The sequence below is a fragment of the Siphonobacter aquaeclarae genome, assembly GCF_900103285.1.
Classification (GTDB): Bacteria; Bacteroidota; Bacteroidia; order Cytophagales; family Spirosomataceae; genus Siphonobacter; species Siphonobacter aquaeclarae.
The window spans coordinates 76,765-90,094 of record NZ_FNGS01000010.1 but is presented as its reverse complement, the minus strand read 5'-3'; the positions used below and the strand labels follow the sequence as shown (position 1 = coordinate 90,094).

General features: G+C 53.8%; 9 protein-coding genes. 5 read left to right on the top strand and 4 right to left on the bottom strand.

Features of this window, described 5'->3' with window-relative positions:
• Nucleotides 1-7: 7 nt before the first annotated feature.
• Complete coding sequence (gene fbaA / locus BLR09_RS22245) at nt 8-1,093, bottom strand: class II fructose-bisphosphate aldolase (RefSeq protein ID WP_093207980.1); 1,086 nt, start codon at nt 1,091-1,093, stop codon at nt 8-10.
• A gap of 471 nt (nt 1,094-1,564) precedes the next feature.
• On the opposite strand from fbaA, the gene accD reads away from it, so the two are divergent.
• Nucleotides 1,565-2,413 (top strand): acetyl-CoA carboxylase, carboxyltransferase subunit beta, encoded by an 849-nt coding sequence (accD, locus tag BLR09_RS22240; RefSeq protein WP_093207979.1) that lies wholly within the window; start codon nt 1,565-1,567, stop codon nt 2,411-2,413.
• 37 nt (nt 2,414-2,450) lie between these two features.
• Here the strand turns inward: accD and BLR09_RS22235 are convergent, their stop codons facing one another.
• A complete protein-coding gene (locus BLR09_RS22235; protein WP_093207977.1) occupies nt 2,451-3,533 on the bottom strand; it encodes an acyltransferase family protein in 1,083 nt (360 codons plus the stop codon).
• Between the two features lie 89 nt (nt 3,534-3,622).
• Between BLR09_RS22235 and BLR09_RS22230 the strand changes: the two genes are divergently transcribed.
• The 4 genes from BLR09_RS22230 to BLR09_RS22215 all read left to right on the top strand — a co-directional run bounded on the left by BLR09_RS22230 (nt 3,623) and on the right by BLR09_RS22215 (nt 9,571).
• Nucleotides 3,623-6,184: a family 20 glycosylhydrolase gene (locus BLR09_RS22230; RefSeq protein ID WP_093207976.1), complete on the top strand. Its 2,562-nt coding sequence runs from the start codon at nt 3,623-3,625 to the stop codon at nt 6,182-6,184.
• 96 nt (nt 6,185-6,280) lie between these two features.
• Nucleotides 6,281-7,132, top strand: a complete 852-nt coding sequence (locus tag BLR09_RS22225; protein WP_093207974.1) for an ROK family protein — start codon at nt 6,281-6,283, stop codon at nt 7,130-7,132.
• Nucleotides 7,132-8,376 (top strand): MFS transporter, encoded by a 1,245-nt coding sequence (locus BLR09_RS22220; protein ID WP_093207973.1) that lies wholly within the window; start codon nt 7,132-7,134, stop codon nt 8,374-8,376. The genes BLR09_RS22225 and BLR09_RS22220 overlap by 1 nt, the downstream gene beginning before the upstream one ends.
• Nucleotides 8,377-8,407: 31 nt before the next feature.
• Nucleotides 8,408-9,571: an AraC family transcriptional regulator gene (locus BLR09_RS22215; RefSeq protein WP_093207971.1), complete on the top strand. Its 1,164-nt coding sequence runs from the start codon at nt 8,408-8,410 to the stop codon at nt 9,569-9,571.
• Nucleotides 9,572-9,575: 4 nt separating this feature from the next.
• On the opposite strand, the gene BLR09_RS22210 is transcribed toward BLR09_RS22215, so the two are convergent.
• Nucleotides 9,576-10,832 carry a hypothetical protein gene (locus tag BLR09_RS22210; RefSeq protein WP_093207969.1) on the bottom strand — a complete coding sequence of 419 codons (1,257 nt, stop codon included), beginning with the start codon at nt 10,830-10,832 and terminating at the stop codon, nt 9,576-9,578.
• 121 nt (nt 10,833-10,953) lie between these two features.
• Complete coding sequence (locus BLR09_RS22205; RefSeq protein WP_093207968.1) at nt 10,954-13,329, bottom strand: outer membrane beta-barrel family protein; 2,376 nt, start codon at nt 13,327-13,329, stop codon at nt 10,954-10,956.
• Nucleotide 13,330 lies beyond the last annotated feature (1 nt).

The following is a 13,330-nucleotide window of genomic DNA, read 5'->3' as shown; positions in this document are numbered from 1 at the left end:
AGACCGGTTACAGGTATTGGTTTACGTTGACCGCGTTGAGGTCTTCGAAAGCCGTCTTCAGACGGGCAACGAAAGACTTTTCGGCTTCGCGCAGCCATACGCGGGGATCGTAGAACTTCTTGTTCGGAGAATCTTCACCGGTCGGGTTACCGATCTGGCCTTGCAGGTAGCCTTCTTTTTCTTTGTAGAAACCGAGGATACCATCCCAGTAAGCCCACTGAAGGTCGGTGTCGATGTTCATCTTGATAGCACCATAGCCGATTGCTTCGCGGATTTCCTCGCGGGAAGAACCTGAACCGCCGTGGAAAACGAAGTTCACAGGTTTCTCAGCTTCGAGGCCGAACTTCTCGCGGATGTATTCCTGCGAGTTGTGAAGGATTACCGGAGACAGTTTCACGTTACCCGGCTTGTACACGCCGTGTACGTTTCCGAAAGCAGCTGCCACCGTGAAACGGGGAGATACCTTGTTCAGCTCTTCGTAAGCAAATGCTACTTCGGAAGGCTGGGTATAGAGGCGTGAAGAATCGACATCAGAGTTGTCTACGCCGTCCTCTTCGCCACCGGTCACGCCCAGTTCAATTTCGAGGGTCATGCCCATTTTGGCCATGCGCTCGAGGTATTTGGCAGAGATTTCGATGTTTTCTTCGATGGGTTCTTCCGACAGGTCGAGCATGTGGGAAGAGAAGAGGGGTTTACCGGTTTCGGCGAAGAATTGCTCGCCGGCTTCCAGCACGCCATCGATCCAGGGGAGGATCTTCTTGGCGCAGTGGTCGGTATGAAGGATCACAGCAACGCCGTATTGCTTGGCGAGCTCATGGATGTGCTTGGCGCCTGCAATTGCTCCGGCGATAGCAGCCTTCTCATTTTCATTTTTCAGGCCTTTCCCGGCGTAAAACTGAGAACCGCCATGGGAAAACTGGATAATAACGGGGGAATTTACCTCGCGGGCAGCTTCCAGAACGGAATTGACCGTGCTGCTGGAGACAACGTTAACAGCAGGGAGGGCAAACTGATGTTTCTTGGCGAGTTCGAACAACTCCTGAACAGCATCCCCTGAGAGAACACCCGGAGCAATTTGAGTTGCAGTGGCCATACAAATCGTTGAAATGTGAAGACTAAGTTTCTTACTCGTATTATATGGAATGGCGAGCCTGAATCAGACAGCCGGAAACCGGCTGACCCAATCCGGAAACGTCCGAATACGCTACGTCAATCAGGTCGATGAAGAAGAAATCCCCGGCGTCAAACCCTTCAGAATCAATTCAATCAGGTTCCCCGATCCGGTTCGGCAAACGCAAACTTAGGCAATTTTCCTGTTCCGACAGGCACGCAGATTTAAAATAGAAAGTCGTCCGGCATTCCTTCCAATTTTCTTTTGGAATAGTACAACAATTCCTGAATTCTTTATTAAAGCTGCATCCGAACCGCCCAAAAATCAGCGCTTTGGCTCCCACATAGACGGGGAATGGACTATCTTTGGCCTCCCAAATCCGGTTTTAGGATTCATTGGTTCGGGGGTTTTCATTTCCGATTCTCTTGATTCTAAACGTCTAAACGCTACTATATGTCTTGGTTCACCCGGAAAGACAAGGGTATTCAAACACCCACCGAAGCCAAAAGGGAAGCCCCGGACGGGCTCTGGTACAAATGCCCTGACTGCGGAAAAATCATGCATACCCGCGAGCACAAACTGCTCGCCTATACCTGCTCCAACTGCAACTACCACGAAAGAATCGGCTCGCAGGAGTATTTCGAGCTTCTTTTCGACGATACGCTTTACACCGAGCTCGACGCGAAAATGTCGTCCGGTGACCCGCTCCATTTCACCGATACCAAGGCTTATCCCGACCGTATTCGGGCTACGGAAAAGAAAACCGGGCTGAAAGATGCTGTCCGGACGGGTCATGGGAAGGTCAATGGCAGGGATCTCGTTGTGGCGTGTATGGATTTCGGGTTTATCGGTGGGTCGATGGGCTCTGTCGTCGGCGAGAAAATCGCCCGGGCGATGGACTACTCCCTTGCGCATCGTATTCCGTTCCTCATGATCTCCAAGTCCGGCGGTGCACGGATGATGGAAGCCGGTTTCTCACTCATGCAAATGGCGAAAACGTCGGCCAAGATTGCGCTGCTCGACAAGGCAGGTATTCCGTATATTTCCCTTCTTACGGATCCGACTACGGGCGGTGTGACGGCGTCGTTTGCGATGCTCGGCGATTTCAATATTTCGGAGCCCGGCGCCCTGATCGGGTTTGCCGGTCCGCGCGTCATCCGCGAAACCATCGGCAAAGACCTGCCGAAAGGCTTTCAAAGTGCCGAGTTTGTGCAGGAACATGGTTTTCTGGACTTCATCGTCGACCGGAAAGAACTCAAAGACCGGTTGGCGTCCCTGCTGGATATTATCTGGAAAGGATAAACAAGAAAGAAAAAGCCGGCGTCCGCCGGCTTTTTCTTTACAGGCGGATAAAAATCCGCTTCCGGTACAGCCACCATACAGGAATGAAATTCACGCCGACAAACAGCAACGCGTAGAGCAGGCTCGCTCCTTTCGCTCCCATTCCGGCCGCTGTCAGGCTTCCCACTACTGCTTCATTCAAGGGTTCCCCACCGCCTATTGAACGGTAGAAAACCAGCGCAAAGACATCTGCCAGCACATAGGCAACGATGGCATTGCTTCCGAAAATGATACCGGGGCATGTCCACGCAGCATCTCCCCTGATATCCACGATATAATAAAAGGTTCCGAACAACAGAGAGGCAAAGCCCGAAGTCACCAGGACAAAGGAGCTGGTCCAGAGATTTTCATTTACCGGAAAAATCAATCCCCAGAAATAGCCGGCACTCGCTGATACAAGCCCTGCAATCATCAGGAAGATGGTTTTCTCTTCCGGAGGACGCTGCGTCAGCATCCACTGGCCGGCCAGCATACCCGTGATACCCGTAGCAATCGACGGGAACGTACTCAGGATTCCTTCCGGGTCCCAGGTGCCCTGCCACATTTTCCCGGGCAGGTACAGCGAATCGACCCAGGCGGCCAGGTTCTGTCCCGGCTCCAGCATAACCTTCCCATATCCCGGCGTCGGAATCAGTGTCATCACAAGCCAGTATTCCACCACGAGAAACCCCGCCACGCTGGCCTGTACTTTCCAGTTACTGCTTAAGTACAGAGAAGCGCAGACACCAAAAACAATGGCAATCCGGTGAAGCGTACCGGTCCACCGCACATCTGAAAAATCGAAATCCGGCAGCAGGTTCAGCAGCATCCCGACGGCATAGATCCTCAGGGACCGGATCAGAATCTTCCGGTACAAACCCGGCTGCCCTCGCTTGTGTGAGAAGGCCAGGGCTATGGACATACCGACAAAAAACAGGAAAAAGGGTGCGACAAGATCCGTGAATGTCAGGCCATTCCATCTGGAATGAGACAACGTCGGAAAGACGGCCGCTTCAGAGCCGGGAAAATTTACGACGATCATCGCTGCGATCGTGAAGCCGCGCAGAGCGTCGAGCGATACCAGTCTGGAGGTTTGGGACACTGCCGAAAAAGTTTTAGTATGGAGGCTGTATTCGATGGTATTTTTAATACACCTGTCCGTATTATAAGGGCTACTTAAACTCCCGCTTCATGCGCATTCCGTTACTCCTCTCCTTTCTTCTTCTGGGGTTGGTTTTCCTCCCGGGATGTCAGTCGACCCAAAAGGCCGCTGACGCAAGTAGCCCCGTGGTTGTATCCTGGAAGCTTATTTCCAATTTCACGGAAGTCCCGGCCGGGTTCAAAGCCAAGTTTGTTCTCCGGAACGAAGGGCAAAAAGCACTCGAAAACAAAGGGTGGACTCTCTATTTTAATATGTCTCCCCGGCCGATCCGCAAAACGGACGGACCGGCTACTGTAGAACACATCAATGGCGACTGGTACAAGCTCACGCCGAACGCTTCCTTTTCACTCAAGCCCGGCGAAACCATCGAGATCCCCTATGAAGGTACAGAAGGCGTCATCAAGGAGACCGACGCACCATTGGGGTTGTACATTGTATATGCTGAAAACGGAAGCGAGCGGATAGAAGAAATAAGCAACTATACGATCGAACCGTTTACCAAACAGGAGCAGATTCTTCGGGGAAAGGACGATCAGCTTCCCATTCCCTCTCCGGAACTGGCCTATCAGCAAAACCACGACCTTACGCTGCTGCCGGCGGATCAGGTGGCCCCTATTGTCCCGGCACCTTTGTCACTGGCAAAAGGCGGCGGTTCTCTTCCACTCTCCTCTTCACTGACCATTTATGTGCAAAAAGGGCTTGAAAAAGAAGCTGAATTGCTTGCGGACCGACTGAAATCTGCCACAGGAACCGCGTTTTCCATATCCTCCGGAGCAGGTCAGGGAAAAGGGATTTTTCTGCAGCTTGGGGTAGTGGGTAACACGAAAACCGAGGCCTATCGCCTCACGGTTGATGCCAACGGCGTCCGAATCACCGGAAGCGATCCCGCCGGAGTGTTCTATGGGACACAGAGTCTGGTTTCCTTGCTGCCCGTTTCCTCTTTTGCGAAGCCTGCCGCAACCCTTGATGTGCCGTTTGTGCAGGTAGAAGACGCTCCTCGCTTTGCCTTCCGGGGTCTCCACCTGGATGTCAGCCGCAATTTCCAGACGAAGGAGTCTGTACTACGCGTGATTGACCTGCTGGCTTTCTACAAAATCAATCGGTTGTTGTTTTATACGACAGAAGACGAGGGCTGGAGACTGGAAATTGATGGTCTTCCCGAACTGACGGAAGTCGGCGCGCACCGCGAACACACCGCCGGCATGCATACGCCGGTACTGCATCCCTCCTATGGATCAGGGCCTTTTGCGCATCAGGAAGGGAAATACGGCAGCGGCTTCTATACGAAGAAAGACTTTGTGGAAATCCTGCAGTATGCGGCGGCCCGGCATGTGAAAATCATTCCCGAACTCAACTTCCCCGGTCACGCCCGCGCAGCGATCAAATCGATGGAAGCCCGCTATGAGCGTCTGATGAAGGAAGGCAAAAAAGATGCGGCAGAAGAATACCGCCTGATTGACCCTCAGGACAAGTCGGTCTACCTGTCTGCTCAGGGGTACAAGGATAACGTCGTGTGCGTCGCCCGGGAATCAGTATACCGGTTTTACGAAAAAGTCGTTGACGAGATCACCAAAATGTATCAGGAGGCCGGTCTGAAAATGGACGTCATCCATGCAGGCGGTGACGAAGTGGCTGACGGAGTCTGGACAAAATCTCCCATGATCGATGACCTGCTTCGAAAGCATCCGGAAATCAAAGGGCCGCGGTACCTCCAGAGCTATTTCTTCGGGCAGCTGCAGCAACGTCTGCGCAAGCGGAACCTCGAAGTACACGGCTGGGAAGAAGTAGCGATGAATAAGACGCCGGACGGCAGGTACCAGGCCAATCCGGCCTTTGTCGGGCAGGGCGTTGTTCCTTATATCTGGAACAATCTTTATGATCCTGATCTCGGCTACCGTCTCGCCAACGCCGGCTATCCGGTAATTCTCTGCAACGTGACGAACTTTTATTTCGACCTCGCTTACAGCAACGACCCGAAAGAACCCGGTCTGTACTGGGGTGGATTTGTCGGACCGCGCAACGCCTGGACATTCGCACCGTTCGACTACTTCAAGACGACCTATACCAATTCCATGGGCAAGCCGCTGGACCTCTCCAAAATGGAGCGGCTAAAACCCGGGGCGCGCCGAAATATACTCGGCGTAGAAGCGGAACTCTGGAGTGAAACCGTCAAAGGGCGGGATATGATGGAGTATTACATGCTGCCGAAACTGATGGCCTTCGCCGAGAGCGCCTGGTCTCCGGCACGAAACTGGGAAACGATCGAGCAGACGGCCGACCGCGAAAAAGCCATCCGACAGGGCTGGAATGCCTTTGCCAACGGGCTTGCTCAACGGGAAATGCCCCGGCTCAAGCATCTTAACGGCGGATATAACTACCGGGTCCCTATGCCCGGCGTGCTGACTACGCCGCAGGGCCTTAAAGCCAATGCGGAGTACCCCGGACTGACCATCCGGTATACGACGGATAACACGGAACCTACCAGCCAGTCTCCCATATACAAAGAACCGATCACGAAAACCGGTACGATACGGCTCAGGTGCTTTGATGCATCGGGTACGCCGGGGCGTACGGTTACGGTGACCCGTTAGCGTTTCAATTCGTTTTGCTTTTCAATACATAGTACCCGTCTCAACGGGTAACCAGGATCCCTTTGCCATTTGAATTTCCATCGAAATAACCAACCAATGAACGTCGGAGTTGACTTAGGCGGAACCAATATCCGGGCGGGTATCGTCCAGAACGGTACCCTTATGCACCAGCGGAGCAGCCAGCTTTTTGAGAAAGATTCCCTTTCCTCTACCCTTCAGCAGCTTATGGACCTTATCAGGCCGCTCGTCGACGGGCTGCCTGTCAATGGAATCGGCATCGGAGTACCTTCCGTAGTCGACATCGAAAAGGGCGTTGTATACAATGTCGCGAATATTCCATCCTGGGAAGAAGTCGCCCTTCGTGACATTCTGGAAGAGGCGTTTGACCTTCCGGTATTCGTCAACAACGATACCAATTGCTTTACCCTTGGCGAACACCGCTACGGACTGGCAAGGGGCTTCCGTTCGGTAGTCGGCGTGACGGCCGGAACCGGGCTGGGTTCGGGTCTGATTATTGACAATCAGCTTTTTACCGGCAACAATTGCGGGGCCGGTGAAATAGGTCTTCTGCCCTATCTGGATCAAAACCTGGAACACTACGCGAGCAATCAGTTCTTCGAATTTGTCCACGGTACCACTGCCTACGAAACCCACGAAGCCGCGCTCCGTGGCGAACCGGGCGCCCTGGCGTTATGGGAGGAGTTCGGAACGCACATGGGTCGGGCCATCATGTCGGTGATGTATGCGTATGATCCGGAGGCCATTGTACTGGGCGGGTCTGTCACCAAAGCCTTTCCATTTTTCCGGGATTCCATGCACCGCACGATTGCCGAATTCGCTTATCCGGTTTCGATCGGCCGGCTGAAGATTCTTCACTCCCAAAACGAAAATATTGCGTTATTTGGCGCTGCCGCCCTGGTTCCGTCCGCTGTTCAAAGCCTTACCTGATGAAAAAACCGATCGTCGTCCTGATCTTTCTCATCTTTTTTGTCATTTCCTTTCTCACCAATATTCTGGGTCCGATTATTCCGGACATCGTACAGAGTTTTAGGTTGAGTATCGGGTTGGCCGGTTTTCTCCCGTTCGCTTTTTTTGTGGCCTATGGTGTGATGTCGATTCCCTCGGGTATACTTGTCGAACGGTTCGGGGAAAAGACGGTTTTGCTGTCGGCTTTTCTCCTTGCCTTCGCGGGCGCTCTCCTTTTCGCGCTGGCCCCCGGATTCGCGGTGGCGTTGCTTTCCCTTTTTCTGATTGGCATTGGCATGGCGATGTTGCAGGTAGTGATTAACCCTTTACTCCGGGTTGCCGGAGGTGAGGAAGAATTTGCCTTCAATTCGGTCATGGCGCAGCTTTTCTTCGGCGGTGCTTCCTTTTTAAGCCCATGGCTTTACAGTTACCTCGTCCAACACGTACACTCGGCTGATCATTCGCCACTTATTTCCCTGTTCAACAGCCTGGTACCGTCCGACCTGAAGTGGGTATCTCTCTATTGGGTATTCGCTGTCGTTGCGTTGGTTATGGTATTGGTTATCTGGCGAGTACGGTTTCCGAAGGTCGAGTTGACGGACGACGAAAAAGTTGACACCGGAAAAACGCTGTTCAGCCTGCTGCGAAACAAAACGGTCATCTTCTTCTTTTTCGGCATCTTTTCATACGTCGGGACAGAACAGGGAATTGCCAACTGGACTTCCCAGTTTCTACAGACCTATCACGACGTCGATCCGGCTACGACCGGCGCCGGTGTTATTTCCTACTTCTGGGGATTGCTGACAATCGGCTGCTTTCTGGGACTCCTGCTGCTGAAGTTTTTCGACAGCCGGCGGGTGCTGATTTTCTTCGTTCTCGGAGCGATAGCTTCCCTGCTGACCGGGCTGTTCGGCAGCAAGGAAGCCGCCCTGATCGCTTTCCCGTTGACGGGCTTCTTTGCGTCCGTGATGTGGTCTATCGTGTTTTCGCTTGCCCTCAATTCGTTGCCCAGTCATCACGGCACGTTTTCCGGTATCCTGTGTACAGGCATCGCGGGAGGCGCGGTGGTGCCCCTGATTATCGGTGGTATTGCGGAGCTGACCGGACTCCGGTTTGCTATGCTGTTTCTACTGGCTACGCTCGGATACATTCTGTGCGTGGCGGTATTCGCCCGTCCGCTGGTTAAAAATGCCACCGTACAAAGTCTGAAAGATCTCTTTGCGTGATCGGTTTCTATTCCGAACTTCAGGGTAGCATATGAACAAGATCATTCTCCTGATAGACTTCGCGGAAGAATACAGCAAAGGACTGCTCCGGGGCATTAACAAGTACTCACGCGAACACGGGCCCTGGATTTTTTGCCAGATGCCGCTGTTCCTCCGGGAGACACTGGGCATCGACGGTATCCTCAAGTGGGCGCAGGAATGGGAAGCCGACGGCATCATTGGTCAGCTTTACAACGACCAGGCCATTGACAAACTCGTCGCAGCCGGTATTCCGGTTATCGCTCAGGATTTCAAAGAACGTTTTGACAGTATCCCCAATATCTCCGGAGCATACCACGAAACAGGGGTGATGGCCGCCGAGTATTTTCTCCGGAAAGGCTTTAAACACTTTGCCTTCTACGGTTTTGAGAATATTGTCTGGTCCCGCGAGCGCGGGGAAGGCTTTGACGCCCGCATCCGGAAAGCGGGTTACAAAGTGCATTTTTTCGAACATCAGAAAGACCAGGCGAGCGAGCTGTGGTACTATAAACCGAGCTCGCTCAGCCAGTGGTTGCTGTCTCTTCCGAAGCCGATCGCTATCATGACGTGCGACGACCGCCTGGGCAGCCATATCACCGAAACCTGCCGGCATACCTACATCCGTATTCCCGAGCAGGTGGCGGTACTGGGCGTCGACAACGACGTCATGCTCTGTGAGCTGTCTGATCCACCGCTTTCGAGTATCGCCCAGGATGCCGAGAAAGGAGGATACGAGGCCGCCCGGCTGCTGGATGCCATGATCCGGAAGGAAACAGATACCTATTCGGATATTCTGGTGATGCCCACGCAGATCGTTACCCGGCAGTCGACCGACATTTACGCTACGCACGACCAGTACATTGCCTCCACCCTGAAGTACATTCACCAGAATATTGACAAAAACCTTCAGGTAGACGAGGTCGTCAAGCAGGTACCCCTTTCCCGGCGGTCGCTTGAAATCCGCTTTCAGGAGATTACGGGCTACCCGATCTACAAGTACATTCAGAACCTCCGGATCGAAAAGTTCTCCCAGAAGCTGCTGGACACGGATCTCTCTGTCTTCGAAATCGCAGTAGACCTCGGCATGAATGACAGCAAGAACATTGCCCGGCAGTTCCGCCAGATCAAGGGCTGTACCCCGCTCGAGTACCGGAACCGCTTCCTGGCCGGCAGGTAGATACCTACCGTGGCAGCGGAATCCGGAAGGAGCGGCGCTGCCTTCCTTCGGTCAGAACAAGGATACAGGCCCGTTCTCGCTCGCTGTCCGGAAGAGCGATCAGATAGGCGGCCTCCCCTTCCGGCCGGACCGTCGCCGGAATACCCAATCCCCGTTCATCGAATACCCACGCCGCAAAGGGCCGATTCGATGACAACCGGATCTCTCTTCCCTGGGGAGAACCGAGCAGACGGGCAGACCAGGGCTCGTCCGCTTCAACGGAAATCACATCCGAAAAAGCTTCCGATCCATCCTGGTCTACCATCCGCAGGCGGTAATAGGCGGTTTGTCTGGGCGGATTCTCATCCACAAAAACATACGATTGCCTTACCCCCGGGCCTCCGGAAGCGGCGACGCGACCCAGAGAGACAAACGTCCGGGCGTCGTCGGCCCGTTCGGGAATAAAATGGCTGGTGTTCTTTTCAGAGGCCGTTATCCAGGTGAGATTTACCGCTTCCCGCTCCGGCTTCGCTTGCCATGAAACCAGTTCTACCGGTAACGCCTGCTGATAGGTATGCGCGACGCGGATGCCGTCGATCATAACATCCGGCGTAAACGTAGTGCCGTCGGTCCGGTTCTGGCGCAGTACGACCGTCCCGAGGTAAGGCGTATTCCCGTCGTATGCGGTGACATCGCCCTGTATATCCGGCACGCCTTCTACAGTCGACACCGGGTTGATAAACAGCCCCGCAGGGTCATTGTTGGCGCCACTGACAAACTCATAGCGCATCACAACCAGCACCGTCGCACCAAAGGACAAGACCGTCGGCCCATATGAAGGCACTTCACTGCTTTTTGAGAATCCAAGCTGATACCCTCCGCCACTACTTCGGACATACAGCCGGCACATGTAATTGGTACCCACCGGCGCCTGTTTACTGAGGGAGAAGAAGTAATCGCCGCCTGGAGAAGCGGTATTCACCGACAACAGAAAAGCCGTGTACAAAATGCCGCTGTTCACGTGCGAAAAGGGCCTGTATACCTCCTTTCCGCCCCGGTCCGTCAATTGAATACCTGCCCCGATACCCGAGGAACCATATCCCGGATAAGTAAGACCGCTGCCGGCAGACTGCGGCTCCGGCCCGGTATTGATGGCGATCCAGTTCCCATTCGAGACCGCCGTGAGGTCGCCCGGCGGATAATCGGTATTCTCTTCCAGCAAAAGCTGGGCATGCACAATGGAGCTGTACGCCAGTGCACAGAGTAACAAACGTGTTTTCATGAAAAGCGTTTTTCGTAGGTGGACAGCACAAACCTACCTGCTTTCCAATAACCCAAATAGCGTATTTATACTTAATTTATAAACATAAGACTATTTACTCTGCTACTGGGTATTTTCCCTTTTAGCGAGCCCGGTTTTGTTCGGCTTCTGCGGTTTGCCGGTTTTTGTAGCTTGTTTTCAGGGCTTTACCAAAGCGATAACTGAAAGCAGCGGTGAAGCCCGAGGTGGCGTAGGTCCTGTCGTAATAGATATCTGTGGCTCCCACGCTGTACCGGCCGGAGTTATTGGTCTGGTGGAAGATGTCATGGGCGGTAAAACGAATTTTCCCCAGCGAACCCAGGACATCTTTTTCGACTCCTATCGTCACAGTAGCACGACTATGGTTGTGATACAGTCCATAGTATCTGTCACCGAGGTACCAGGCCAGCAACTGAACCGTCAGTATCGTACCGAAACGGTAGCTGTTGCTGGAATAGGCATATACCTGCGGCCTGGGTCTTACGAACGTAAAACCATACTGGTGGTCAATATGCCGGCTTTGCGTCAGGGTCAGCGTATTGGTGCTGTTCCAGCCGCCGAGGGAAAGTGTCGCCGTTCCCGAAACAAAAAACGTATGGTCCTTTTCCAGGTTAATCCCCTTCAGGACGTAGCTGTTGGGAGAATCTCCGCGCAGGGCCGCGCCGCTCAGCGGATCCCGGGTGAAATTATAGCCGGCCCTTATGTCAACCTTCCCGACCGCGATACCGGCTTCGAGCGCGTGTACTTTCTCCGGCCGTAATGCAGGGTTTCCCTGAATGGTTGTGAAAGGGTCCTGGTAAATCACAAACGGATTGAGCGCCTGATACCGCGGACGGCTGATTTTGGCCGTATAGGAGAAGCGGACGCTTACCTGTTCCGAGTATTTCCGGGAGAGAAAAAGCGACGGAAAGACCTGAAAATAGCTTTTCTTCAGTTCCTGACCGTTTCCGGCGGTCGTGTTCAGCGTATAGTTTGTCCATTCGCCCCGCAGTCCTGCGCCCGCCTGAAAACCGTTTCCCAGCGGTCCGCTAACGCTACCGTATCCGGCTGGTATCCATTCGGTATAGGCAAAGTGGCTGGAGAGTTTCGGGTCCGGCTCATAGCCTGATTCGCCGGAGGCGATCTGAAATTCCGTCGCCGATATCGTCCGGGCATAGGACATTTTCGCGCCGGTTTCCACCTTCCATCCGTTCCGGAAAATACGCGTGTAATCTGCCTGCGTGCTCGAAATAGTAATGCGGTATTGCTGATCGTTTAACAGTTTTCGGGTGAAAAGGCTATCCGCAACCTGGTTATTTTCCAAAATCCGGTCGTGGATATCCGTTCCAAAGCGCGCGAGCTGACTTCCCAGAAAAAACGACGAGCCGAGCGAATCCAGCTGGCGCTGGTAGTTAAACGTCAGGGAATGGTTGAGGCGTCGCTCGTCCTTTTCAAGGCGGCTCCGGTACAAGCCCTCTGATACGGCGTCGGTCAGTTGGTTACGGCTAAACTGATTCCCGCCCAGCTGATCGAGATTTCCCTTGTACCCCAACGACAGATAGGTCTTTTCCGTCGGCGCATACTGAACGCCAAGGCCATACGAAGCATACGGCAGAAGCTTTCGTTGCCAGTCGGTTGTCAGATCCGAATGCAGGAAAATCGCAGGGTCAGGCCGGGTTCGGGTTGTATGCAGTATCTCGCGATCGTTTCCGGCCCGAACCGTCGCATTTGCGGCCAGTGTCAGTTTTCCGGCCCGAAAGGTCAGATCGCCCAGCGTGTTGCTCTCGCCTCCGGCAAAGCGGGTATTGGTATACTGCTGGGTGATGGTACCCGATACGCCGCGCTCAGCAACCGACCGCGTCACGATCCGTACGATGGCCTTTCCTTCGGCGTCATACCTTGATCCGGGATTCGCGATGATTTCCACCCGTAGTATCTGCGCCACAGGGATAGCCAGTAACTGCTCGTAGGTAATGGCCTGTCCGTTGAGAAACAGCAGCGCTTCTCCTTTTCCGATGACGTTGATTCGCCCGTCAATAAACGTAATTCCGGGTGATCGTTCGAGTATCTGCGTGGCAGAAGCACTACCTGCCAGGATCGTTCCCGCTATCTGTACTTCAGTAGTTCCGTTGGCTCCCTGGCGGACGAGCGGCAACCGTGCCCGTACCTGCACCTCTCCCAGCGAAACGGCCCGGGGCCGCAGCCGGATGGTACCCAGGTCGAGATTCCGGGAGAGCCTGACTGCTACAAGCGTATCTTCATGCCCGATCCCGCTAAGCCGCAGTACTACCGGCAAGGCGGGTATATCAGGCAGAATGACCGTACCGTCGGGAAAGGACGCCCCGCGAAACATTGTCGAATCGGGAAGAGAAAAAAGGCGGGCGTCGACCGGTATCGGCTGCTGCCGTTCGTCCGTCACCCGGACGCGAAGCGAAAAAAGCTGCTGACCCCATACCGTATGGGTCATCATTCCACAAAAAAACAATAAAGCGTAGCGCATG